Here is a 24,794-nt window from a genome sequence, read left to right as displayed (position 1 = left end):
GTGCCCCTCTTTGCATAAGTTTATCGCTCAAATTTAGTCAAACCGTTTGCCGTTGACGTATAAAATTTTATTGTCAACGCGATTTCGAAGCAATATTTATGTCATAAAATGTTTTTTTTTGGCATAAGATGCATTATAATATTATAATCTATTATGAAATATTTTTCAAAACGCTAATTTTATGACGGGGAATTATAGTTAAATGAATATTGCAATTGTTGACGATCTGCGTTCTGATGCGGATCAGCTGAGAACTATTCTGATGAGTTACGCTTATGAGAACTCACTCGATCTTTCTATCGAAGTCTTTTCGGGAGGCGAAGATTTTCTTTCCGAGTATAAAAAATATAATTACACTTTGATCTTCATGGATATTTATATGAATGGCATTTCAGGAATCGAAACTGCCCAAAAAATACGAGAAACCGATACCGATACCGCTATCATCTTTCTTACAAGCAGCAATGAATTCATGCCGGAAGCATTTAGTATCCATGCCTATGATTACATTTCAAAACCTGCCGAGATTGGCAAGCTCTATAAGGTTATGGATGATTTCCTTAAGAAAAAAACAATGGCCGAAGATGTTCCGTACCTTTTCTTTACTTATGAAAAAGATAAAGTATCCGTGCCCTATTCAGATATCGCACTTATAAGATCCATCGGCCACTACAACGAGATTGTCTTAAAGAATCAGAGGACATATAAAGTCAGAATGACTTTTTCAAGAATCTCGGACATTCTGACCGAAGACATCAGATTTCTTCCTGTCATGAGAGGAATCCTGGTAAATATGGACTATATCACTTCCTTAAAAAACGGAAGCTGTTTTATAGCCGGTGACATGCAGACTCCCATCACGCTCAGAAAAGAAAAACAGCTTGAGCAGATCTGGAAGAATTATATCTTTAATAAAATTAGAAATGAAAGTGAAGTTATCTGATGAACGCCTTTAATTTTTTGAATATGTTTTTTTCAAACCTTATTCTTATCCCGGCACTTATCATGTGCTACCTGCCGTTTAAGAATCATCTGAAGTACCGAACCAAACCGCTTTTTATCGGAATGAGCACCATAATAGTAATCCTGTCCGCGCTGTTTTCGTTTATTACACTTACACTTGATGCAGATAAAGCTTTTACATTTCTTTTATTGGTTTTTATCTTGTATTTTATCTATGAGCAAACTCTTGTTGCAGATCTTGCAAAATCCCTTGCGATCTACCTTTGGATGTGTGCCTTGATGTCGATAATAATAAACGGAGTCTACGGATACGATGCAATTGTCAATCCCGCATCCAATTCCGACACATATAATATAGAAACAACATTTATCCGTGTTACCATAAGCTTCTTCATCGTTGCTATCTTCTGGTCTCCTCTTTACGATCACGGAAGCAACCTTGTTGATATGCTCACAATTCCTAAGATATGGATTATAACAATGCCCGTATCCATCATATTTGTGGCTATCAGTTTGCTTATAATGCCCGGCAAATACAGTTCTCTCTACGTTGATGATATATTTGCCACTTATTGGGGACTTCTTATAGGAATGTTCTTTGTCTTCATTATTCTTACTATCATTTTTTACAACATAGTGTTTGAGATAATGAACGCAGTTAAATATGAAGAGAAATATCATATCCTGCAGATGAAAGAAGCTCAGTACTTAAGTCAGCAGAGCTATATTGAGAATACAGCAAGGGTAAGACACGATTTCAAGCATACCATCTGCCTGCTCGATTCTCTTGCAAACAGCGGTGACATAAGGTCTATCAGAGAGTACCTCAGCAATTACATCAGTAATATGCCCGAAAGCGAGATCAGATATTACTGCAAGAACAATTCGCTCAACGCACTCCTCAATCACTATATGAGACAATGCAAAAGTGAAAAGATACAGTTTAACTGCAAAGTTACTCTTCCGGTAAAAGAAATATCGATATCAACCATAGATCTTTGCAATATAATAGGAAACCTTTTGGAAAATGCCGTTCTTGCCTGCAGGGAACTTCCCGAGGAAGACAGAAAGATAGATATCAAGATCCTTGAAAGAAACATGAGTAACCTTTATATAGTTACGACCAACAGCTTCAACGGCTTTGTTAAGCAAAAAAATAACACCTATATCACCACCAGACGCGCCGGCAGTGGTATAGGCTTAAAATCAATCAAGTCTGCAGCTGAAACCTATGGTGGTTCAGCAGATTTCAGAAACAGTGAAAACGAGTTTTACTCAAATATCACCATTCCGTTCAGTGCAGTCAAATAATTCTTAAAAATCATTAGTTCTTAAAGCTATGTACGGGGGCGGGAATTCTTCCGCCTCTGTTTACGAAAGCGTCGCAAGAGAATCCGTTTACAGGCATAATAGGTGCATATCCCAAAAGTCCGCCAAATTCAACAGTCTCTCCCACTCCCTTTCCGATAACGGGAATAAGTCTTACTGCAGTAGTCTTCTGGTTGATCATTCCGATTGCCATTTCATCCGCAATAACTCCGGCGATGGTTGTATCCTTTGTATCTCCGGGAATCGCGATCATATCAAGACCAACAGAGCATACGCATGTCATTGCTTCAAGCTTTTCAAGTGTAAGCGCTCCCGCTTCAACGGCGTTGATCATTCCCTGATCTTCACTTACAGGAATAAATGCTCCCGAAAGTCCGCCAACGTAAGAAGAAGCCATAACACCGCCTTTTTTAACCTGGTCGTTAAGAAGTGCAAGAGCTGCCGTTGTTCCGGGCGCACCTGCATGCTCAACTCCTATCTCATGAAGAATATCGGCAACGCTGTCTCCGATAGCAGGTGTGGGTGCAAGTGAAAGGTCGATTATTCCAAAAGGAACGCCAAGTCTCTTTGATGCTTCCCTTGCAACGAGCTGACCAACTCTTGTAACCTTAAATGCTGTCTTCTTTATAGTCTCGCAGAGAATCTCAAAATTCTCTCCTCTTACTTTTTCAAGTGCAGTCTTAACAACACCGGGTCCGCTGACACCGACATTGATAATTCTGTCTGCCTCCGTAACGCCGTGGAATGCTCCCGCCATGAACGGGTTGTCATCAGGCGCATTGCAGAATACTACGAGCTTTGCGCATCCAAGAGAATCATTCTCTTTGGTTGCTTCAGCAGTATCTTTTATAATTGTTCCCATAAGACGAACAGCATCCATGTTGATACCTGTCTTGGTTGAACCTACATTGATTGATGAACAAACAAGATCTGTCTGAGAAAGAGCAAGCGGAATTGACTCAATGAGAAGTCTGTCTGCCTGTGTCATTCCCTTACTTACAAGCGCTGAATATCCTCCGATAAAGTTTACTCCGATTTTCTTTGCAACTTCATCAAGAGTCTTTGCTATCTCCGCAAAATCTTCTTTTGTCTTACAAGCTGCCCCACCGACAAGAGCGATAGGTGTAACGGAAACTCTTTTGTTTACGATAGGAATACCGAACTCTCTTGAGATCTGGTCTCCGGTCCGAACAAGGTCTTTTGCAGACTCATAAATCTTATTGTATATATTCTTCTTGAGAGTTTCGAGATCTGAATCGATACAGTCAAGAAGGCTGATACCCATTGTAATTGTTCTTACATCGAGATTTTCCTTCTCGATCATTTCATTGGTCTCGATGACTTCTTTAGTGTTTATCATTAGGTTGTCTCCTTAAATTCTATGCATGGAATCAAAAATTTCTTCTCTCTGACATTTAATTACAACACCGATATCTTTACCAATTTTCTCAAGATCATCGGCAACAGTGTTGAAATCTTTTGATGTCCCTTCCATAGATGCGATCATCATCATATTAAAATATCCGCTTACGATAGTCTGAGAGATATCGAGGATATTGATCCCTGAATCTGCAAGATAAGTACATACCTTAGCAATAATTCCCACTGTGTCTTTACCAACAACTGTAATAATAATCTTGTTCATATTTCCTCCACTTATTTAAAATTCGATAACAGGCGAAAGCTCTGCTCTGTTTGCAACCATTAAAGGGAAATCTCCGCTTGAATACGGATTGTCTCCCATATCTATCTCGACGCTGACCGTCTTATAGGCAAGATCCGGATGATTATTATCCTTGGAAAGGTGCCCAAGGAACACACCTTTTATCTTATCGTTCAAGATCTTACAAAGAAGTTCTGCACTCTTTGCATTTGAAAGATGCCCCTTATCGCCCAAAATTCTTTTTTTGAGCATGTAAGGATAACGCCCCGCCTGAAGCATCCTCTCATCATGATTGGCTTCAATAAGGAGCGCATCACAACCGGAAAGGCTTTCAACGGTGTAATCCGTATAGCAGCCAAGATCGGTCGCAACTCCTATCTTTTTATCCCCGCAGTAAATTCTGTATCCGCAGGGATCAAGAGCATCGTGTGAAATTGTCATGGGATTGATTATCATATCTCCGACACACAGACTCTTATCCGCTTGAACCGGACAGAATACGGAACCTGTCATCTCATTCTTTTTATCACTGTTTCTTATTCCCTGTATTGTGCCTTCAGTGGCGTATACCGGTATGTTATGCTTCTTAAGTATCGTATGAAGAGCAGCTATATGATCAACATGTTCATGTGTCACAAAAATCGCATCGAGGTCGTCAAAGCACAGATCAAGCTTATTAAGTCCTTCCCCTATTCTCTTCATACTGATTCCTGCATCGATCAGGATGTGAGTGTTGTCAGATCCGACATAGGTACAGTTACCACTGCTTCCACTGGCAATACTGGTAAAACGCATCAAATAGTCCCCTTACTTCCAATATACTTCTATCTTGTCGCCTTCATGGATAGACTGCAAGTAATCTGGAGTCTTTCCGTTTAAGGTCGTAACGATTGCCCTACCGTTTGGCTTGGTAAGGTCGAAATCAATGGAATCAAATATGTCAACAAACACGTACTCAGGCTTACCGTGAAGTGTAACGGCATCGTTGTTCACCATAATATGAAGGTCTCTTGCAAGAATATTTTTTACAGACTCTTCGCTTCTGTGGTACTCTCCGTCATCATCGGGAAGATCCTCATATCCCATCTCATCGCTTCTGCCTTCGAACTTCCTGATATCATAATCATCGCTTTCGTAGGCTTCTTCATTGGCCTGGCTTACAGCAACTTCATCTGCATCAGGGAAATCTCTGTAATATTCCATGATAGCTTCTTCTCTGTCCTTGAACTCTACTTTGAAATTCTCATAGACAGGAGTAGTCTTATCGCCGTGTTCATTATTTACGATTATATACGTATCTTCAGTAATTTCAATATCCATTAGAGCCGCAACCTGCTCAACGGTATTGTAATCAAGTATCTGAATGTCATCGCCGTTCTTAATGCTGTAAAGGGCAGTCTGAGGCTCTCCGTTTACAGTTGCGAATCTTGATGCCTCAACATTTACGCCGTTTACATTCACCATGAATTTAGTCTTAAATTCAGGAATGTTCTCAATAACAGCTTTTCCGGGTTCACCCGCGGTTGAAGGTGTAACCTCTATGATATCGTTTGCACGAATCTTGGAGTGAATGTCCGCACTCTTTCCGTTAAGGCTGATAACTGCTGCCTCGCCGGGCTCACCTCTTGCAACTCTCTCTTTTCCGTTAACGAGATATCTAAGTTCCTGTCCTCTCTTGGGAAAAAGATCTTCATTCTGGAATGAAGCCTGCATAGCCGCGTCAATGATCTGAAGTTTGCCGTTATCGTAGATTCTTGTCTGTTCGCCGTTGAATGAAACAAAGATAATATTGTTTGCTTCTTCATAGTAGCTGATACAGATACCAAGCGGTGTTACAAGGAGTGAATCTCTCTCGATACCGTCATTATTAAGAAAAGTAATGCTCTTCATTACCTCCTCACCACGAAGGGCAACACGCTCTTCGGGAATATCCATTTCTCTGGCAATAGCCTTGGTATATCCGGGCACGCATCCACCGCCACCTACTACGAATACAGCGCTTACGGGCTTATCACCGTTAAGTCTTTTGATCTCTTCTGCTGCCTTTTTTGCCATCATATCAACCTGAGGTCTTATGATCTTGGCAATGTCCTTGGCTGTTATGGTCTTACGAAGACCCATGATATCAATGAAATCAACTCTGTCGTTGTGACTTGCCGCGATCTTGATCTCGTCGGCCTGATTAAAGTCAACAAGGCAGTGCTGAGCTATAATCTCTGTAATATCATCACCGGCTATAGGAAGCATACCATAAGCCGTGATAGAACCGTCGTTGGTTACACAGATATCGGATGTACCCGCACCAACGTCAACAAGTGCAAGATTGAGCATTCTGAATCTGTCGGGAATCGCAACCATCATAGCTGCAATAGGCTCCAGAGTCAGGTTTGCAACACTAAGCCCCGCTCTCTCGCACGCTTTGTAAAGTCCGTCTACGCAATCATCCGGAAGGAATGTAGCGATAAGCTCAACGCTTACCTTACCAGCATTATGGCCTTCAAGATTAGCGATCTGATATCCATCAAGATAATAATGCATTACGGAATATCCAACCAGATAGAACTTAAGATCTGATGTGTTCTTCTGAAGGAATTCCGAATAAGCCTGCTGAACCGCAGCAGAATCAAGGTTATATATATCTTCATCCGTAATATCATGTGATTCCGGATACTCATACTCATATGTAGTTCTGACAGTACGAAGAACTCGTCCGGCAGCCGCTATGCAAACATCAGTAAGATGTATGTCGGTCTGCTGCTCAAGCTTTTCTTTGACAACTCTTATAGTAGCGCCAACCTTACCGATGTCGTGAATCTGTCCGTCAAGCATAGCTCTTGTTTGGTGTTTCTCAACCGCCTGCGCAATAACATTAAACTGTCCGTCATTCATGTATCCGACAGTTCCCACCACGCTTCTTGTTCCGATATCAAGACCAAATACTACTTTCTGATCTGTCTGTTCCAAACTTGCCATCATTCTCTCCACTCTCCAAGTTTCTTGTTAATTTGTTCCGATGCTGCTTCTAAATCTCTGCTATTATCAATCACAAAATCCGCATTTAGTCTGTATGTCTCATCATCAAGCTGCTGAGCAAATATTCCGTCAATCTTTTCGTCTGAATAGCTTCTTGTGTCTTTGAGCCTGTCTCTTCTGGTATCTTCATCGGCATAGATATACCAAAGCTCATCGACAATATTTTTATATCCGTTTTCGATCAAAAGAGCCGCTTCAACAAAAACAAAATCGATTCTGTTTCTGAGTTTCTCTTCATCTATTATATTAATAATAAATGTATTTACTGCAGGATGCAAAATTTTATTCACTTTTTCAAGTTTTTTTGCATCTTTAAAGATCGCATTTGCCATTTTGGCCTTATCAATCTCGCCGTCATCGCCAAGAATTTCCTGCCCGAGAACTCTCACAAGCTCGTCATATGCGGGATACCCCTTCTTCTTGATCTCATTTGCAACGTCATCCGAATAGACAACCTTGCAGTTATAGTTATCATTTATGTATTTAAGTACGGTGCTCTTGCCGGCTCCAACGCCGCCCGTAACACCTATAATATTTGTTTTTCCTTTTTGTAGTTTATTCTGCATCTTACTTTGATTCATACCAGTCGTTTCCGATATGGCAGTCAACTTCCATTGGAACCGAAAGATCTGCCGCACTCTCCATCTCTTGTGTAAGTATATTTGTTACTGTATCTTTCTCATCAGGTGCCGTCTCGATCACAAGTTCATCGTGAATCTGAAGTATCAGCCTTGATTTAAGCTTCTCTCTTTTTATCCTGAAAAAGACATTTATCATGGCTATCTTCATAATATCCGCAGCAGTTCCCTGAATAGGAGCATTCATCGCAACTCTCTCACCAAACTGTCTTAAGTTAAAGTTAGATGCTTTGAGCTCGGGGATAGGGCGCTTTCTTCCAAAGAGTGTGTCGCTCACGCCTGTTTCCTTGGCACTTGCGATCACTTTGTCCTGATATTCCTTCACACCGGGATAAGTCTCAAAATATTTGTCCATATACTCTTTTGCTTCGCTTCTTGAAATGGACAAGTCCTGAGACAAGCCAAAAGAACTGATTCCGTATACGATACCGAAGTTAACAGCCTTGGCGTTTCGCCTCTGAAGCGGTGTTACATCCTCAAACGGTACATGGAAGACCTTTGATGCCGTAATCCTGTGAATATCCTCGCCCTCGTGGTATGCCTCGATAAGCCCCTTATCTTCCGACATGTGAGCGAGTATCCTAAGCTCGATCTGGGAATAATCCGCATCTGCGAAAACATATCCGTCTTTCGGAACAAAGACCTTACGGATAAGCCTTCCCTCTTCAGTCCTCATGGGGATGTTCTGAAGGTTCGGTTCTGTAGAACTGATTCTTCCCGTCGCTGTAATTGTCTGATTAAAGCTTGTATGTATCCTTCCGTCGCTGTCGATATAAGCCGCAAGCCCGTCAGCGTATGTTGACTTTAATTTCGCAAGCCCTCTGTATTCGAGAATGTCCGCAACGATCTTATTATCGGGAGCCAGCTTCTCAAGTACGTCAGCCGCTGTTGAATATCCGGACTTTGTCTTCTTCTCAGCAGGAAGTCCGAGTTTTTCAAAAAGAACTTCTCCAAGCTGCTTGGGACTGTTTATATTAAACTCGCATCCCGCAGCCTCATATATTGCCTTTTCAAGCTCTGCAATCCTGACCGCAAGCTTGTCCGAATATGCTTTGAGCTCATCTTTCCTTGCTATGATACCTTCTTTTTCCATTGCAAAGAGTATGTATGAAAGAGGCATCTCAATATAGTAAAAGAGATTCTCCATGCCGGCTTTTGCAAGCTTTTCTCTTATAAGAGGAGCCGAAGCCTTGCATATATAAGCCGATTTGCATGCGTAGTCCGCAATTTTGTCCGCATCCGCTTCTTTAACACTCATCTTACCGAACACGTCACTTCTTTTATCAAAAGGAATCTTTAAATATTCTTTGGAAATATCTTCGATTGCGTAGTCGTTCTTGATAGGATTACACAGATAAGCTCCTATCAGAGTATCAAAGCACTTCGGTGAAGTAAGATAGCTTGTATCTTCCGCATCATACCCTGATGTCCTGTCGCTTATCTCATAAGGTTCGAAAATGTCATATCCGTCCTTAATGTCAAATGTCACAAGCGCGCAGTCTTTACTCAGCTCTGCAAGCTTATTTCCGATATAAGACTCTGAAATGAAGTTCTCTACAGGAATATATACAGCACTCTTTTCATCAAAGCAAAGTGCGATACCGACTGTATCTTTTTTCTTGGAAGATGTATCTTTATTTCCCTCTCTCATGAGGAAATATCCGATATAATTATCCTTGCTCTTAGCGCCGTACTCATGCGCATTCTTGAAAATCTCCTCAACCTCGTTAAGATCCGAAGTCTTAATAATATTAAGTTCAAACTGTGGAGTCTTGATTACCTTACCTGTGGGCGACAGCTTTACAAGTTCGCTTTCAAGATATGCAATAAGTTCAGACGAGCCGGCCGCTCCCTTTGATACATCCAGAAGTTCGGGTACTCCGGCATTTGATAGAATATCTTTAAACCTGTCTGTCTGATAGAGAACCGCAGGTGTATATTCAGATTCATTATCTTTTTCAAAAGAAAAAGCAAAAAGAGCGTCTTCACTTCCGGGAAGCATGCTCTTTAACTTATATATTGCACCGTAAACGCCACTGATGCGATTTCCCTCAGCATCGGAAAAATCGGGCATGGCGTAGAATGCATCCTTTATAAAATTTGTAGCGTCAATAACGTGAATACTCAATGACTTTTTTCCCCAACATAGTGCTTATTTTGTGATCTTATAGGAAACCCGTTCCTATCTTTTTTCATAAAAACAGTGCGAGAAAAAGTGCTGTTCCTCCGAGAGCAAGAACCACAGCCTGCAAAAGATAGCTTGATAGCACCAGATATTTTCTGGTTGTCAGTCTTTTATTTGCATCAAGTAAAAGAGCATCAAGTTCATTTCGAAGATTGAAGGTATTACCGTCTTCAAGCCTCTTCATACCGACCTTAACCAAAAACTGAATGGTCAGTTCTTCCTTACATCCGGGACAAGTCTCAACATGACTGAGAAATTCGGAAAGTTCACGGTTATCAAGATCATCGTCTAAAAATAATGGAATAAGTTTATCCGCTTCTTTACAGTTCATGTTCGGCTCCGCATAACAAATATCAAAAATTCCAATATGTTGTATAACATAATGTACTCTCAACAGCCATTTCTACAACATAAAGAATACTACAAACAAATTTCATTTACAATGATTTAAATAACGGCAACAATAGACAGGCTCTTGTTTGATGAAAGATCTACGTAGTTCTCTCCGCACTTTACAACAGGACGCGAAAGGTGCTCTGCGTTGACAAATATGATCTCGCCCGTCTGGCCCGTATTAAGCATAACTCTGTTGGCAATGAATGTATTTGCGATATTGCCAAGGAATGTCATGATTACGTTGGGATCAAATTTGTTGATTCCTTCTTTTTCAAACTGTGATATCACGGTAAACGGACATATCGGTGCTCTGTAGGTCCTGCGTGATGTCATCTCATCGTATATATTGGAAACTGTGACGATTGAAACCACCTCATCAATCTTGTCTCCGCTAAGATGAAGCGGATATCCCGATCCATCCTTGAACTCATGATGCATAAGAATGCAGTTCTTTATCCTCTGATCGATATCCTCGTTCTTAACAAGCTCATATCCCTTGGTTACGTGATCTCTCATAACGCGCTCTTCATATTCTGTAAGAGCCGCTTTCTTGTTAAGAAGTTCCGAAGGCATAAGCATCTTGCCTATGTCATGAAGAAGTCCGCCTGCTGTTACAACCTGAACCACATCCTCAGGAAGTCTCATCCATGTTGCAAGCGTGTTGCTTATAAGAGAGACATTCAAGCTGTGCATGAATACCGCATCGCTGTTATCTCTAAGATTATGGAGCATATCGAACACTCCTGCCGTGCCGCCAGCCTCAACAAAGAGGTGGAAAACTGGTTCTGTAAGCTTCTCTACGTCAAGAGGCGCTCCGTCATTAGCGATCATCTTAAAAGATTCTTCGAGTTTTTTGGCTTTCTCTTCTATGTCGCGCTTAAATCTGATGAACCCTTCAGAATTCTTGAGTTTTTCTGAGTATGATAAAAAGTCCTCAGGATTTGTTTCTTCTTTTTCCGTACGTTCAACCGGCTTGTCGTCTTCAACAAAGATGTTATAAAGGGAATGCGACTTGATTCTGAGTATATCCTTCTCATCAAGAACGGTTCCCTTCGCCAGAACAAGTCTGTCGTCAATCGTATATATATTCTCCGAAACAATCAGTCCGGGCACAAGTTTATCAACTGCTAGTAGTTTCATATTATTACACCGCCTCATAAATAGAAATAACCATACCTACGAAATATTATATCAGTAAATGCCTGATTTGTGATAAAATACATTGCGTAAAATTTAGAAAAAAAGAGGTAATTTATGACCATTTTTGAGAAAAAACTATACTGGGAATTAAAAAACGAAGAACATATCATCCAGGATCAATGGATTGACTTTAGAAGAAACGAATACAAACTCCCCGACGGACAGACGATTTCACCCGTTTACAACTACTCAAAACACAGCTTTTCTCTTGTTGTAGCAACCGATAAAGACGGAAAATACATCTGCGTCCGCCAGTACAGACACGGAATCGATGAAATTACTACGGAGTTTCCTGCCGGAGGCATTGAATACGATCCGCATCACATCGGTTCAAGCATAACAAAAGAAAACATCATCGCATCGGAAGACGACGCATTCGAAGCGGCAAAGCGCGAACTTCGCGAAGAGACAGGCTACACCTCAGATAACTGGACACACCTTCTCACAATTCCCGCAAATGCCACAATTTCTAACAGCAATGTGCACATCTACTGTGCCACAGATTGCACACTCTCCGCTTCCCAGGAACTTGACGCAACCGAGTTTCTGAATGTTGTGACTTTAAGTGAAACTGAGCTATTGTCAGCAATCAACGGCGGTGATTTCAAGCAAGCCCTGCACGTGCTTGCGTATTACTTATTCAAAGATAAAGTCATGAAATAAACTTAAAGAAACCATGTTGCACAAATAAAAACCGACAACCACGCGACTTTAAATCAAACTGCGTTGGTTATCGGTTTTAATAATTTAGTGCCGGCAGTGGGACTTGAACCCACACGTGGTTACCCACAACAGATTTTGAGTCTGCATCGTCTGCCATTCCGACATGCCGGCATTCTTTCTGTGCCTGTACTGACGTACAGCTTTATTACTATATCATAGAGAATATTTATAATCAAGAGGCTTATTCATTATTTGTCATAAAAAATCATTATCGATAAGTATCAAAAGCTTGCTCAAACACTAACTTTTTTATCAAAAACAAAAGAACCGCCACTTAAAGCGACGGCTCTCCGTATCATATATATTACTAACACAACTAACTCTCTGCACAACACGATCAATTCTGAATCGCTTCAACAATCGCCGGAAGAAGCTGCTTCTTTCTCGAAACAACGCCGGGAAGTGTTGCTTTGTCGCCGGAGACGTTTATGCCAAAGGCGCTGTTGATGGTATACTGCGACTTTGCGCCGGTGAAAAGAACTTCAGAAGACTCGTCGATTATGTTGGTAAGCATGAAGAACAGCATGTCGAGGCCATCATCTTCCGCAGCTTTCTTAAGTTCAGGTTCAACCTTGTCTTTTATATCAAGAAGTTCTTCAGAGCTCATTGAGTTGATCTGGCCGATTCCGATGTTCATATCATCGACTGTAAACTTCTTAAAGTCCTGATGAAGAATCTCGCTTGCAGTCTTGCCGCTAAGATTGGATCCCGCATGGAACATCTCTTTTGCAAATCCCTCGTAATCAACGCCCGCTATCGAAGCAAGTTCCTCTCCCGCTTTCTTGTCAATATTAGTACAAGTCGGCGATCTGAACATAAGCGTATCGGAAAGGATTGCAGCAAGAAGAAGTCCCGCTGTAACCTTATCAACATCAACTCCGTACTCTTTGTACATCAGATAAATGATCGTACATGTTGAACCAAGGGGCTGGTTTCTGAAAAATACAGGTCCCGATGTTTCAATCGTGCGAAGCCTGTGATGATCGATAATCTCCAGAATATCCGCAGAATCCGCGCCGTTAACAGCTTGGTTCTTTTCATTGTGATCTACAAGAATGAGCTGCTTCTTTTTCGCACCAAGGAAATTTCTACGGCTGATCATTCCGACATAATGCTCATTCTTATCAAGCACAGGGAAATACCTGTGTCTCATGGAAGCCATAACTTCCTGAATATCTTCGATGTAGTCGTCCATATGGAAGCAGACGACATTATCTCTTTTCATAACGTAGCTTATAGGCATGCTCTGATTGATAAGCCTTGCCACAACAAATGTGTCATGCGGAGTTGTGATAATCTTGGTTCCGTGCTCTCTTGCCTGAGTCCTAATAGTCTTGGCAACATCCGCGCCCTCGCAGACTATGATACATCCGGCATTTAACTCAATCGCACAAAGCTGTGACTCATATCTGTTTCCGAGAATAACAACATCGCCCTCTTCAATGAAATTCTCCATCATATCAGGGCTCGCCGCAGCGATAACAACTTTTCCCTTATCAAGGGTATCTCCGATATCGCCCACGATCAGCTCACCGTCAAGAGTCTCGACAATATTCTGGTACGATGTTTTTGCAGAAGACAAAATCCCGGGATCTATAACATCCATATATGTCTCAACAATATCATTCGTCGTTATTATTCCGCTTACTTCATCATTTTCGGTAACGCACAAAGTCACAACCTCAGCGTCACGCATTTCAGCCCAGGCTTTCTTAAGAGAAAGATCCGCTCCGATTCCGTCGAGCATCCTGATCTCCATGTCTCTTACCTGAGTTCTGACATCCTTAATATAAACAGGAATCTGCACGCCAAAATGAGACAGCACAAACTGCGTCTCTTCGTTTAGGTGCCCCGCTCTTCCTGCAATATACTCATCACCTGTTATCTCGCTCTTAAGTTTCGCATATGTAATCGCAGCACATATAGAATCCGTATCGGGATTCTTGTGTCCGATAACAAAAACAGGTCTCTTTTTTTTCTTTTTTGATTTCATATATTCCCCTCATATTTAAAGCATCTATACTAATTCTATTACATAGTTCGAAAAATAACTATAAAATATTGAACCATAGTAAATATGTGCTATTTCAGCTTCTTCGCACAACAAATCCGGTAACAAAACAAGTCATCATCGCAAATCATTGCATCAAACACCACATTTTACGCGAATTGGCTATTGTACAATTCATAATAAAAGCCCTTCTTACCCAGAAGTTCCTCGTGTTTACCCTGCTCAAGGATATGTCCGTCCTTCATAACAAGGATCACGTCCGCTTCGACTATGGTCGAGAGTCTGTGTGCAACGATGAAACTCGTCCTGCCCTTCATCATCTTATTAAACGCCCTCTGTATCCTCATCTCGGTATGCGTATCGATTGAAGAAGTCGCCTCGTCAAGAATCAGCATCGGAGGAATATTGAGCATAACTCTGGTAATGCAAAGAAGCTGTTTCTGACCCTGCGAAAGATTTCCGCCATTCTCCGAAATCACTGTATCATACCCATCAGGAAGCTTCTTTATAAAGCTGTGCGCATGAGTCGCTTTAGCCGCCTCGATTATATCATCATCACTAAAATCTTTTCTTCCGAGAGTAATATTATCCCTGACAGTTCCGTGCCGCAGCCACGTCTCCTGCAAAACCATGCCGAAATTATCTCTAAGATCAAGCCTCTTGATATCCCTGATATCATAGCCGTCAATCTTAACACTTCCCTTGTCAACATCATAGAATCTCATAAGGAGATTAATAAACGTTGTCTTTCCGCTTCCGGTAGGTCCTACTATCGCAACTCTCTGCCCCTTAACGATACTAAGGTCAAGGTCTTCAATAAGCTTCTTTTTCTTATCGTAGGAAAAAGAAACATCACTTATATCCACAACACCCTCAGCGGTAAACTTCTCCGGAGCCGTCTCTTTATCCTTCTCCTCGCTCTTTTCCTCAATAAGGTCAAAGACACGTCTTGCGCAGGCAAGCGCATTCTGAAGTTCGGTAACAACGCCTGAAATCTCATTAAACGGCTTAGTATACTGATTTGCATAGCTCAAAAAGATCGTAAGTCCACCAACCGTCATTCCGCCGCTGATACAAGCAAACGCACCAAAAAGCGCAACGAAAGCATACACGAGGTTATTGATAAATCTGGTTCCCGGATTGGTTATTGCGGAAACAAAAACCGCTTTAACCGAAGCATCCTCAAGTTTTCCGTTCACCTCATCAAAATACTCCATATTCTCGTCTTCATGAGCAAACGCCTTAACAACCTGAAGATTGCCTATCATCTCGTCAACAAACGAAGTCTGATCTGCTCTTGCTTCGCTCTGAAGTTTAAAGAGCTTGAACGACTTATCCGCAATTACTCTCGCAACAATAAGAGATAGTGGCGTAAGAGCAACTACAACTATAGCAATCCTGAAATTCAGATAGAACATAAATACAAGCGTAAAAAGAATAGTCACTATCCCCGTAAAGAGCTGCGTAAAGCCCATAAGAAGCCCGTCCGCAAAAAGATCTATGTCCGCCACTATTCTGCTCACTATTTCGCCCGTCTGTACTTTATCAAGATATTCGAAAGGAAGAATCTGAAGCTTATCGAAAGCCTCCGCCCTAACGTCTCTGACAACCTTAAAAGTGATCGCATTATTTGCTTTGTTCATCACCCACTGGCAGATTGCGGTAAATACGATAGCTGCAAGCATCTTCATAAGAACCGCCATCACTTTGCCAAAATCAACGTCCCCCTTTCCAACCAAAAGATCTATCGCCCCTCCGGCAAGAATAGGAATATAAAGCGCTAGTGCCGCCGTGATAACAGCAAGTATCATTGACAAAAAGACAAGTCCACGGTACTTTCCCGCGTAGTGAAGCACCTTTCTAAGCGTTCCTTTTTTCATACCGCTCCCTCCTTCTTGTACTGAGATTCATATATTTCCTTGTATAAGTCACAAGTTTCAAGGAGCATATCATGCGTTCCCATTCCGACAATCGCGCCATTTTCAAGAACAAGTATCTTGTCACAGTCGTGAACAGCGGACGTTCTCTGAGACACAATAAAAGTAGTCGGTGAATCTTTCATCTCGCCGATTGCTTTTCTCAAGTTCTTATCAGTAAGGAAATCAAGCGCAGAAGCCGAATCATCAAGAATAAGTATCTCAGGTTTTCTTACAAGCGCTCTCGCAATGGTAAGTCTCTGTTTCTGACCGCCTGAGAAGTTCTTTCCTCCCTGCGATACCATATGATCAAGTCCGTTTTCTTTTCCCTTAACAATCTCTTCGGCCTGCGCAATGCGAAGAGCCTCATAAATCTCTTCATCCGTCGCATCGTTCTTGCCCCAGCGCATATTGTCCCTGACGGTTCCGTGGAAAAGAACCGCTTTCTGAGGAACGATACCGATTCTCTCTCTAAGGGCATCAAGCTTATATTCTTTGACATTTCTGCCGTCAATTACAACGCTTCCCTCGCGGGCATCATAGAATCTTGGAATAAGGTTAATAAGCGTAGACTTTCCGCTACCTGTTCCTCCGATAATTCCGATTCTCTCACCTCTTTTTACCGTGAGATTTATCTTCTCAAGCGAATCCTCACTGTCACCCTCATATCTCATGTACACATCGTTAAACACAACGTGTTCATCCGTTTCATCAAATGTATCAACGTTTCCGTCAGCCATGGAAGACTTAAGCTCGATAAGCTCCTGAAGTCTGTTCCCTGATGCGATCGACTTGGTGATGGTAAGAATAAGATTCGCAAGCTTAATAAGCTCTACGAGAATCTGGGACATATAGTTATAAAGCGCAACAACTTCACCCTTTGTCATCTCGCCCGCTTCAACATAAACTCCGCCCTTATAAATTAGGAACAAGAGCGCAATGTTAAGAATTGCAAAAGTAACGGGATTCATAAGCGAAGAAATTCCGCCGACAAAGCTCTGAAGCTCCATAAGCGAATCGTTGCTCTTATGAAATTTATTTTTTTCCTCGTTCTCAAGTCCAAATGCACGGATCACCCTGACTCCCGTATGATTCTCTCTTGTGAGCCTTAATACGGTATCAAGCCTGCTCTGAATCTCGCCGTACTTCGGGATACTCCATCCCATGATCGCGCCGACAACCGCAAAAAGCAGAATTATCGTCACAAGAAAAATAAGCGCCTGTCTGACATCGATCGTAAACGCCATTATCATTGCGCCAAAGACAATAAAAGGCGACCTCAGCAAAAGCCTAATAGTAAGATTAACGCCCTGCTGAACCTGATTTATGTCGCTTGTCATCCTCGTCATCATTGCAGATGTGCCGATTCTGTCCATATCTGAAAACGACAGCGATTGTATATTGTTAAAAAGAGCTCTTTTTACCTTCTTTGCAAAGCCGGCCGCAGCCTTAGCTGCATAGAACTGCGCAGTTATCGCACTTATACATCCGATAACGCACAAAAGGATAAGTATCATGCACATTTTAATTACATATGACTTATCCCCTAATTCAATACCTTTATCTATCATAGCTGCGATGACAAGAGGCACCATAAGTTCAAAAGATGCCTCCAACAGCTTAAACAAAGGTCCTAGCGCTATTTCTTTTTTGTAATCTCTAAGATATACAAGAAGTTTTTTCATTCTTAGATTATTCCTTCTGTTTTATTTTAGTAGTTAATGCGAAGCCCCTTCGGATAGTGGTTCTTGAGCATTCCGCCGGCTTCCTTCGCCCAGCCTATACTATATCCGTCCGTTGTGATAAGACACCATCCCTTATTACCCGTTCGCGATACGCGAAGTGTCTGGCCGTTCAGATACTGTTTGATATTGTCATCATCGGATGCGATCTCATATGACAGTTTAACATCTTCCGGCTTTGAAAACAGTGCCAAAGCATGTGAAGGCTCAAATCTATCCTTCTTAAGAGTTCCCAAATGAAGACCCGGGCGTAATACTTTAAGCCCTTCAAAAGATGGCATATCTTTTGGAGCCGCATACATCTGATCTCCGAACATAAATATAACTTTGCCGTCAAAGAGCCTGTCTATAGCATCCTTCGTAAAAGTCTCTCTAAGGAAATCATCAAGAATCTTTACCTGTTCTTTCCTTGCAGGCACTATCCTGCCTCCCGGAACATAGCCGTTCTTAACCGAAATATTCTCACCGTCTCTTTTAAGAACGCACAGAAAATGTCCTTCCCCCTTAACTTCATGAGGAAAGAGTCTCTTAGTAAGTTCGCACTTAAAATCATTATGCCTGTTCAAAAACGCTTCAATGTTATCCTCATTCTCTTCCCTTGAGAAAGTACACGTTGAATAGATAAGCGTACCTCCGGGGACAAGCATTGCAGCGGCATTATCAAGTATTTCCGCCTGCCTCTCAGCACAGAGAAGCACATTATCTACGCTCCATTCATCAGCCGCGTTATCATTCTTCCTAAACATACCTTCGCCGGAACATGGAGCATCCACCAATATTTTATCAAAATAACCGTAAAAATAGTCTGCTAAATGTTCAGACGTTTCATTTAAGACCATCGCATTGGAAATGCCAAGTCTCTCTATATTCAAAGACAGTATCTTCGCTCTGTCTTTATTTATCTCGTTTGTAATTAAAAGACCTTTGCCCTCAAGTTTGCATGCAATCTGAGTGGATTTACCACCGGGTGCAGCGCAAAGATCAAGGATTTTCTCCCCGGGCTTTGGGTCAAGGAAATGCACAGGAGCCATTGCACTTGGTTCCTGAATATAATAAAGCCCCGCCTCGTGATACGGATGTTTACCCGGCGCAAAGTCGGCACTGTAATAATACCCCGTTTCTTCCCACGGAACCTGCTCTGTTACACATTCGAGCTTATCAATAAACTCTTCCCGAGCCTTTAAAGTATTGAGCCTTAAAGCATGATATCTGTTATCAGCTTCAAACGCCTCAATAAAACGTTCATAATCTTCATCACCCAGAAGATCTTTCATTCTGTTTTTAAATTCAACAGGCAACATATATATTTAATTCTCCATAAGTGCTCTACTCAAAAAGAGGCTATCTTGCTTTCGCAAAATAGCCTCTCCACTACATTTACCCAATAATGTTCAGAAACAGCATTACTTAGCGTAATCAGTTGCTCTACTCTCTCTGATGATATTAACCTTAATCTGTCCGGGATATTCCATTTCATCCTCAATCTTCTTAGCAATATCACGAGCCATGAGTATCATGTCTGAATCTGAAACCTGCTCAGGAACAACCATTACTCTGACTTCTCTGCCGGCTTGAATAGCGAAAGAGTGATCAACACCCTTAAAGCTATTGGTAATATCTTCGAGTTCTTTAAGTCTAGATGTGTAAGTTTCAAGAGTCTCTCTTCTTGCGCCCGGTCTAGCTGACGAAATTGTATCGGCAGCCTGAACAAGGATAGCAATAAGTGACTGAGGCTCAACATCACCATGATGAGCTTCTACTGCGTTAATAACAGTCTGTGATTCCTTATACTTTTTACAGATATCTACACCAAGCTGAATGTGTGAGCCTTCAAGCTCATGATCAACAGCTTTACCGATATCATGCAAAAGTCCTGCTCTCTTAGCAACTCTGACATCGAGACCAAGTTCCGACGCCAAAAGTCCACATAACTGAGCAACCTCTACAGAATGTTTCAAGCAGTTCTGGCCGTAACTTGTTCTAAATTTCATACGACCAAGAATCTTGATAACTTCCGGGTGGAGGCCGTGAACACCGGCTTCAATGGCAGCATTTTCACCTTCCTCTTTGATCTTGGCAGCAACTTCTTTCTGTGCCTTTTCAACCATCTCTTCAATCCTAGCGGGATGAATACGACCGTCAACGATCAATTTCTCCAGTGCAATGCGCGCAACCTCACGGCGGATGGGATCAAATCCCGAAATAACTACAGCTTCAGGTGTGTCATCAATAATAAGATCAACACCGGTCATTGTTTCAAGAGTTCTGATATTTCTTCCCTCTCTACCGATGATTCTACCCTTCATCTCATCATTGGGAAGCTGAACAACGGAAATTGTTGTTTCGGAGACGTGATCAGCGGCACAACGCTGAATCGCGTTAACAACGATTTCTTTCGCCTTTTTATCAGCTTCTTCCTTAGCCTCAGCTTCCATGGTTTTAATCATGACAGCTGATTCGTGTTTTACATCATCTTCGACAATTTTCAAAAGATACTCTTTAGCCTGCTCGGAGGTTAAGCCAGAGATTTTCTCAAGTTCCTGTACCCTCTGTTCGTTAAGCTTAGTAACCTCTTCATTCTTCTTGTTTAAAGCGTCCTCTCTCGCATTTAAACTTTGCTCTTTCCTTTCGATCGCTTCAGATCGTTTCTCGACGTTTTCCTCTTTCTGCTGAATACGCCTCTCTGTACGCTGGACTTCATTTCTTCTGTCTCGTACTTCTTTCTCGAGTTCATTACGTGTTTTAAGTGCCTCTTCCTTTACTTCAAGAAGTTTCTCACGCTTCGTTTCTTCGGCAGTCTTGAGTGCTTCGTCAATAATTTTTCTTGCCCTCTCTTCAGCGCTTCCGATTTTTCCCTCTGTTACCTTTTTCTGATAAGCAGAAGAAACAATCCAAGTTAAAATCGCAGAAAGAACAAGAGTTACTGCTGCAACTATAACAGTAGTCATTACAGGAGCACCTCCTTATTCAATTTTCATTGTACAATATTTTGTATAGTGCACAAAAAAAATGCACACTTAAATACAATTTTACAACACTTAAATTTTACATTCTATAAAACGCAGTGTCAAGTTATTCCGCTATCCATAGCCTTTTTAATCATAGAGAGGTCGTACCCTCGCCTCATTAGAAAGGCAATAAGTTTCTGCTTTTCTTTATGGTCAATCGTTTGCGCATCATATTTTTTCTTGATAAGAAGTTGTTTGATCTGAGAAATTTCAGCCTCATCTCCGCACTCAGAATACAGTTCTTCAAGCTTTTGCAGGATAATATCCTTGGAAATCCCCTTATTCATCAGGTCCATTATAATTCTGTTCCTGCTTCGCATTGACATATGATAAGTTATATAGTCACCCGTGTATCTCTCATCATCCACGTATCTGAATGACTTAACATAATCTATCGCAGTATCTATGCACTCCTCCGGATACATACCGTCAGAAAGCTTATCTCTTAGCTGTTTCTCCGTGTAGTCCTTTTTTTGCAATAAATTCATAGCACGGAGCTTCGCCCTTTTGGGCAGAAGTCCGCGCATAATCTCATTGTATTTTTCTTCGGAAAGTTCATTGCCGACTTTAATATCAAAGTCTCTGAGCTCACCGTTGTATAAGACAAAACCAAATTCACCGTCTAGGAATACTTTGGATCTCTTTTTATCCAATGCACATATATCTGAAACGATCATTATTTCGCTGCCTTAGTCTTCTTTGTTGCAGGTTCCTCAGCAGTTTTCTTTGCTGCCGATACATCTACGGGAAGATTGTAATATGCTCTTACCTTAGCATCGATATCTGCAAGAATCTCAGGGTTGTTCTCAAGATAGAGCTTTGCATTCTCACGTCCCTGTCCGATCTTCTCGCCATTGTACTGATACCAGGCACCGCTCTTGTTAACAATATCTACGCTTGCAGCAAGATCAAGGATATCTCCTGTAACAGATATTCCCTTACCGAACATAATGTCAAACTCTGCCTCTTTAAAAGGAGGAGCGATCTTATTCTTAACGACCTTAACCCTTGTTCTGTTACCTGTGTTCTCACCGTTCTGCTTGATTGCTTCAATACGGCGAACATCCATACGAACGGATGAATAGAACTTAAGGGCACGTCCACCTGTTGTAGTCTCGGGATTACCAAACATAATACCAACCTTCTCTCTGAGCTGGTTGATAAAGATTACTGTACAATTTGACTTGCTGATAACCGCAGTAAGCTTACGAAGTGCCTGAGACATAAGTCTTGCCTGAAGTCCGACATGAGAATCTCCCATATCGCCATCAATTTCTGCCTTCGGAACAAGCGCAGCAACCGAGTCAACAACAACTATATCAATAGCACCCGAGCGAACCATGGTCTCTGTGATCTCAAGAGCCTGCTCTCCGCTGTCGGGCTGTGAAATATAAAGATTATCTACATCTACACCGATGTTCTTGGCATATACAGGATCAAGTGCATGCTCAGCATCGATAAATCCTGCGATACCGCCTCTCTTCTGAACTTCAGCGATCATGTGAAGAGTAACCGTAGTCTTACCACTTGATTCAGGTCCATATATCTCAACAATTCTTCCCTTGGGAATTCCACCAAGTCCAAGTGCAATATCAAGGCTGAGTGAGCCTGTGGGAATTGTTTCGATATTCATAGTATCTGATGAATCACCTAATTTCATTACAGCACCTTTACCAAACTGCTTCTCAATCTGACCAAGTGCTGCCTCAAGTGCTTTTTGTTTTTCTTCTCTCTCCATACGGGTCTCCTTTTCTAGAACATCTGTTCTAACTAAAATTTATAATAAAACAAACGTTCGTTCTTGTCAATAATTTAATTTTATTATTTTTTATTTTGGAATCTATGGCGAAAATGCCATCATATAAGCTTTTTGTCCGACACAAATACATGACGGAACAAAATATCCCCGAAAACATATACAAGCCATTGTTCACAGACTGAACAATGACTTGTTTACATTATCATATATTGTGATAACAAACAACTTAAGATTTTATGAAGACTATATTTAGTTAATCATGCTAACATCATAACGTCTGCACAATTCACTGTACTCCTGATTGATAAGCTGGACCATATCCTGGTCTCCGCTTATATTGTCAGGATGAAACATTTTCATCAGGTCTTTGTATCTCTTTTTAAGAGCAAGTGCGCTATTGACTCCTCTAAACAGACAATCAACCGCATCATACTCAATTTCACGCTGGTAAGTTCTCTCCCTCTCGAGTCTTACAAACTCACTCTGCAGCTTTTTCTTGTCACTGTTAAGCTGATCAAAGCCATTATTAAGAATTTTGAGTCTCTGCTCAAACAGTGCCTGATCGTTATCAAGGCGCTTTGTAGCAGTTTCCAACTTTCTCTCTGCCGCATCGACTCTGTTCTTGAATGAAAGCTCATCGGCTTCAAGTCGTGCGTAACGGTCAGAAAGTGAGCTCTCCTGATTCTCGAGTCTTACGCTTTCTTTGAAAAGCCAAAGTCTGAGTTCCGAAAGTTCGTCCTTTGTCCCGTTAAGAATAATGTCTTCAATGTCTCTCTTTTTTTCCATTAGGACCCCCCTAGCCTAAGACTTACTCTCCCTTATTCTTGTTCTCGGGAAAAGCAATGTCTACTGCCGCGTTATCATCCATCATGTTCTCTTCTTTTTTGGAAAAACAATCCACAATATCGGGCACGAGATCCAGAACCTTTGTTACAGCATCTTGGTTCTTGATATTAACTAGTTTAGTAGATCCATCCTTGATCACCAATACGGCACTTGGCGACATCTTTGCACAAAATCCGCCTGCTCCACCGTTCTTCTTGTCCGCATCGCTGGAGCCTGCTCCAACACCGAAAGATACGTCGACAAGTGGTAAGATCACTGTGTCATCAACCTTAGTTGCTTCTCCCACGACAGTTTTTGTCGCAAGAATTGAATTCATACCTTTAAGCAGCGAGTCAACCACGCTGCCAAAATTATTGTCTCCCATTTACTCCTCCGGGTGATAAAGAATTGCCTTATGAATTCATTATCTTCTTGAATCTGTTTATTATTTTTTTTACATCCTTGTTGAAATAGCAAACAGCGACACAATATATAACCGTAAAAACAGTTATATGCCCCTTTAGATCCAGATCCGCACCGAGTGCCCTGTTCTCAAAATCGGGTGTAAACTTAAGCTTGTCATATAAAACAGGATACAAAATTCCGTAAACAGACATAAGTTCCGCCTCAGTAGCGGGATCCCCCATTCCCAGATACAGTTCAATACTGCTCTTGTCGGGAAGAATCATTTTTAAAAGTCGCGCAAGCTTTTCCTTAACAAGACTGTAAGCTCTCTTGAAAATATCATTTTCCAGAGTATTTTTTATCATTCTTATCTTATCACAAACTCTAGATATTGTATATCGATTTTTTTTAAACACATGTTTTGGCTTTTTTATCAGCTCCAAAGCCGTTTCCGCGACTTTTTTCAGCTTGTCGAAAAAGGTGTCTTTATCGTCATCTTCGATATTTTCTTCTGTTATTTCATTATCTTCTTGATAAAATTCCGAAACATTGTTTTCGATATGTTCACCTAAAGATGTATTTTCGTCATTAAAGTTCTCTTTTTTATTAACAAAATTCTCTTTAAAAATAATCTTCTCTTCATTCTTATTTTCTTTATCTTTATTTTTCTTCTCTTTTATCTTTTCCGGCTTTTCTTTTCGCGGAAAAAACTTTATCCCGAATATCCTTATGACAAACTCGGGCCTTTGGGGATACAGGAACTTTCCCGACAGCACATGCAAAAGCCAGGAAAAATTCACGGACAAATACGCTTTATCCTTATCAAATCCCTGCCCTTCCTCAAAGATACTCTTTGGATAATTCCCCTTTATTCTGTATCTGACAGGCACAAAAAGAACCAACAGAACCAGCAATACAGCTATAAGAAGCAGCACAAGCAACACGATGCCGACCACTTTTAATACCGATAAAAAAACCGCCAACATAAACTTCTCCGT

General features: G+C 41.3%; 21 protein-coding genes and 1 tRNA gene. 3 read left to right on the top strand and 19 right to left on the bottom strand.

Features of this window, described 5'->3' with window-relative positions:
• Positions 1–202: 202 nt before the first annotated feature.
• Positions 203–943 (top strand): LytR/AlgR family response regulator transcription factor, encoded by a 741-nt coding sequence (locus DL92_RS0101555; RefSeq protein WP_026655005.1) that lies wholly within the window; start codon positions 203–205, stop codon positions 941–943.
• The gene (locus DL92_RS0101550) at positions 943–2,274 is read left to right on the top strand and encodes a sensor histidine kinase (protein ID WP_026666689.1); all 1,332 of its coding nucleotides are present in this window, start codon (positions 943–945) and stop codon (positions 2,272–2,274) included. The genes DL92_RS0101555 and DL92_RS0101550 overlap by 1 nt, the downstream gene beginning before the upstream one ends.
• A 13-nt stretch (positions 2,275–2,287) precedes the next feature.
• On the opposite strand, the gene DL92_RS0101545 is transcribed toward DL92_RS0101550, so the two are convergent.
• From DL92_RS0101545 to DL92_RS19975, 8 genes are all read right to left on the bottom strand, one after another.
• Positions 2,288–3,652, bottom strand: coding sequence for a PFL family protein (locus tag DL92_RS0101545; protein WP_026655008.1), 1,365 nt, complete (start codon positions 3,650–3,652; stop codon positions 2,288–2,290).
• Positions 3,653–3,664: 12 nt separating this feature from the next.
• The gene (locus DL92_RS0101540) at positions 3,665–3,937 is read right to left on the bottom strand and encodes an ACT domain-containing protein (RefSeq protein WP_026655009.1); all 273 of its coding nucleotides are present in this window, start codon (positions 3,935–3,937) and stop codon (positions 3,665–3,667) included.
• 15 nt (positions 3,938–3,952) lie between these two features.
• Positions 3,953–4,750: an MBL fold metallo-hydrolase gene (locus tag DL92_RS0101535; protein WP_026655010.1), complete on the bottom strand. Its 798-nt coding sequence runs from the start codon at positions 4,748–4,750 to the stop codon at positions 3,953–3,955.
• Between the two features lie 12 nt (positions 4,751–4,762).
• A complete protein-coding gene (locus tag DL92_RS0101530) occupies positions 4,763–6,931 on the bottom strand; it encodes a cell division protein FtsA (protein WP_242827150.1) in 2,169 nt (722 codons plus the stop codon).
• Entirely contained in the window at positions 6,928–7,569 is a 642-nt protein-coding gene (coaE, locus tag DL92_RS0101525; protein ID WP_242827149.1) for a dephospho-CoA kinase, read from the bottom strand. Before coaE ends, DL92_RS0101530 begins: the two co-directional genes overlap by 4 nt.
• The gene (gene polA / locus DL92_RS17945; protein WP_026666687.1) at positions 7,556–9,754 is read right to left on the bottom strand and encodes a DNA polymerase I; all 2,199 of its coding nucleotides are present in this window, start codon (positions 9,752–9,754) and stop codon (positions 7,556–7,558) included. Before polA ends, coaE begins: the two co-directional genes overlap by 14 nt.
• 64 nt (positions 9,755–9,818) lie before the next feature.
• Complete coding sequence (locus DL92_RS17940; protein WP_027208305.1) at positions 9,819–10,142, bottom strand: zf-HC2 domain-containing protein; 324 nt, start codon at positions 10,140–10,142, stop codon at positions 9,819–9,821.
• Between the two features lie 116 nt (positions 10,143–10,258).
• Complete coding sequence (locus tag DL92_RS19975; RefSeq protein ID WP_051198950.1) at positions 10,259–11,347, bottom strand: HD-GYP domain-containing protein; 1,089 nt, start codon at positions 11,345–11,347, stop codon at positions 10,259–10,261.
• A gap of 114 nt (positions 11,348–11,461) precedes the next feature.
• On the opposite strand from DL92_RS19975, the gene DL92_RS0101505 reads away from it, so the two are divergent.
• Positions 11,462–12,070, top strand: a complete 609-nt coding sequence (locus DL92_RS0101505) for an NUDIX hydrolase (RefSeq protein ID WP_026666686.1) — start codon at positions 11,462–11,464, stop codon at positions 12,068–12,070.
• A gap of 88 nt (positions 12,071–12,158) precedes the next feature.
• On the opposite strand, the gene DL92_RS0101500 is transcribed toward DL92_RS0101505, so the two are convergent.
• The 11 genes from DL92_RS0101500 to DL92_RS0101450 form a co-directional block, all read right to left on the bottom strand.
• Positions 12,159–12,241, bottom strand: a tRNA-Leu gene (locus DL92_RS0101500).
• Positions 12,242–12,467: 226 nt separating this feature from the next.
• A complete protein-coding gene (locus DL92_RS0101495) occupies positions 12,468–14,123 on the bottom strand; it encodes a putative manganese-dependent inorganic diphosphatase (protein ID WP_026655025.1) in 1,656 nt (551 codons plus the stop codon).
• A gap of 167 nt (positions 14,124–14,290) precedes the next feature.
• A complete protein-coding gene (locus tag DL92_RS0101490; RefSeq protein ID WP_026666685.1) occupies positions 14,291–16,021 on the bottom strand; it encodes an ABC transporter ATP-binding protein in 1,731 nt (576 codons plus the stop codon).
• Positions 16,018–17,742: an ABC transporter ATP-binding protein gene (locus DL92_RS0101485; RefSeq protein ID WP_026666684.1), complete on the bottom strand. Its 1,725-nt coding sequence runs from the start codon at positions 17,740–17,742 to the stop codon at positions 16,018–16,020. Before DL92_RS0101485 ends, DL92_RS0101490 begins: the two co-directional genes overlap by 4 nt.
• A gap of 26 nt (positions 17,743–17,768) precedes the next feature.
• On the bottom strand, positions 17,769–19,100 hold the full coding sequence (locus DL92_RS0101480; protein WP_026666683.1) for an RsmF rRNA methyltransferase first C-terminal domain-containing protein: 1,332 nt from the start codon (positions 19,098–19,100) through the stop codon (positions 17,769–17,771).
• Between the two features lie 102 nt (positions 19,101–19,202).
• Positions 19,203–20,747, bottom strand: coding sequence for a ribonuclease Y (gene rny, locus DL92_RS0101475; protein ID WP_026655030.1), 1,545 nt, complete (start codon positions 20,745–20,747; stop codon positions 19,203–19,205).
• A 119-nt stretch (positions 20,748–20,866) separates the two neighbouring features.
• Positions 20,867–21,484 (bottom strand): regulatory protein RecX, encoded by a 618-nt coding sequence (locus DL92_RS0101470; protein WP_026666682.1) that lies wholly within the window; start codon positions 21,482–21,484, stop codon positions 20,867–20,869.
• Positions 21,484–22,545 (bottom strand): recombinase RecA, encoded by a 1,062-nt coding sequence (gene recA / locus DL92_RS0101465; protein WP_034461987.1) that lies wholly within the window; start codon positions 22,543–22,545, stop codon positions 21,484–21,486. The genes DL92_RS0101470 and recA overlap by 1 nt, the downstream gene beginning before the upstream one ends.
• A 270-nt stretch (positions 22,546–22,815) precedes the next feature.
• Positions 22,816–23,352 (bottom strand): J domain-containing protein, encoded by a 537-nt coding sequence (locus DL92_RS0101460; RefSeq protein WP_026655032.1) that lies wholly within the window; start codon positions 23,350–23,352, stop codon positions 22,816–22,818.
• 22 nt (positions 23,353–23,374) lie between these two features.
• Positions 23,375–23,776: a GerW family sporulation protein gene (locus tag DL92_RS0101455; RefSeq protein ID WP_026666680.1), complete on the bottom strand. Its 402-nt coding sequence runs from the start codon at positions 23,774–23,776 to the stop codon at positions 23,375–23,377.
• Between the two features lie 28 nt (positions 23,777–23,804).
• Entirely contained in the window at positions 23,805–24,782 is a 978-nt protein-coding gene (locus DL92_RS0101450) for a hypothetical protein (RefSeq protein WP_026655034.1), read from the bottom strand.
• Positions 24,783–24,794: the final 12 nt, after the last annotated feature.

Origin of the sequence: Butyrivibrio sp. AE2005 (assembly GCF_000686965.1) — a bacterium.
Classification (GTDB): domain Bacteria; phylum Bacillota; class Clostridia; order Lachnospirales; family Lachnospiraceae; genus Butyrivibrio; species Butyrivibrio hungatei_A.
This window is presented reverse-complemented; position numbering and strand designations above follow the sequence as displayed.

Excerpts from the sequence above, each read along its gene's own strand:
- DL92_RS0101555 (WP_026655005.1), top strand. The coding sequence starts at position 203 with ATGAATATTGCAATTGTTGACGATCTGCGTTCTGATGCGGATCAGCTG.
- DL92_RS0101550 (WP_026666689.1), top strand. The coding sequence starts at position 943 with ATGAACGCCTTTAATTTTTTGAATATGTTTTTTTCAAACCTTATTCTT.
- DL92_RS0101545 (WP_026655008.1), bottom strand. The coding sequence starts at position 3,652 with ATGATAAACACTAAAGAAGTCATCGAGACCAATGAAATGATCGAGAAG.
- DL92_RS0101540 (WP_026655009.1), bottom strand. The coding sequence starts at position 3,937 with ATGAACAAGATTATTATTACAGTTGTTGGTAAAGACACAGTGGGAATT.
- DL92_RS0101535 (WP_026655010.1), bottom strand. The coding sequence starts at position 4,750 with ATGCGTTTTACCAGTATTGCCAGTGGAAGCAGTGGTAACTGTACCTAT.
- DL92_RS0101530 (WP_242827150.1), bottom strand. The coding sequence starts at position 6,931 with ATGATGGCAAGTTTGGAACAGACAGATCAGAAAGTAGTATTTGGTCTT.
- coaE (WP_242827149.1), bottom strand. The coding sequence starts at position 7,569 with ATGAATCAAAGTAAGATGCAGAATAAACTACAAAAAGGAAAAACAAAT.
- DL92_RS17940 (WP_027208305.1), bottom strand. The coding sequence starts at position 10,142 with ATGAACTGTAAAGAAGCGGATAAACTTATTCCATTATTTTTAGACGAT.
- DL92_RS19975 (WP_051198950.1), bottom strand. The coding sequence starts at position 11,347 with ATGAAACTACTAGCAGTTGATAAACTTGTGCCCGGACTGATTGTTTCG.
- DL92_RS0101505 (WP_026666686.1), top strand. The coding sequence starts at position 11,462 with ATGACCATTTTTGAGAAAAAACTATACTGGGAATTAAAAAACGAAGAA.
- DL92_RS0101495 (WP_026655025.1), bottom strand. The coding sequence starts at position 14,123 with ATGAAATCAAAAAAGAAAAAAAAGAGACCTGTTTTTGTTATCGGACAC.
- DL92_RS0101490 (WP_026666685.1), bottom strand. The coding sequence starts at position 16,021 with ATGAAAAAAGGAACGCTTAGAAAGGTGCTTCACTACGCGGGAAAGTAC.
- DL92_RS0101485 (WP_026666684.1), bottom strand. The coding sequence starts at position 17,742 with ATGAAAAAACTTCTTGTATATCTTAGAGATTACAAAAAAGAAATAGCG.
- DL92_RS0101480 (WP_026666683.1), bottom strand. The coding sequence starts at position 19,100 with ATGTTGCCTGTTGAATTTAAAAACAGAATGAAAGATCTTCTGGGTGAT.
- rny (WP_026655030.1), bottom strand. The coding sequence starts at position 20,747 with ATGACTACTGTTATAGTTGCAGCAGTAACTCTTGTTCTTTCTGCGATT.
- DL92_RS0101470 (WP_026666682.1), bottom strand. The coding sequence starts at position 21,484 with ATGATCGTTTCAGATATATGTGCATTGGATAAAAAGAGATCCAAAGTA.
- recA (WP_034461987.1), bottom strand. The coding sequence starts at position 22,545 with ATGGAGAGAGAAGAAAAACAAAAAGCACTTGAGGCAGCACTTGGTCAG.
- DL92_RS0101460 (WP_026655032.1), bottom strand. The coding sequence starts at position 23,352 with ATGGAAAAAAAGAGAGACATTGAAGACATTATTCTTAACGGGACAAAG.
- DL92_RS0101455 (WP_026666680.1), bottom strand. The coding sequence starts at position 23,776 with ATGGGAGACAATAATTTTGGCAGCGTGGTTGACTCGCTGCTTAAAGGT.
- DL92_RS0101450 (WP_026655034.1), bottom strand. The coding sequence starts at position 24,782 with ATGTTGGCGGTTTTTTTATCGGTATTAAAAGTGGTCGGCATCGTGTTG.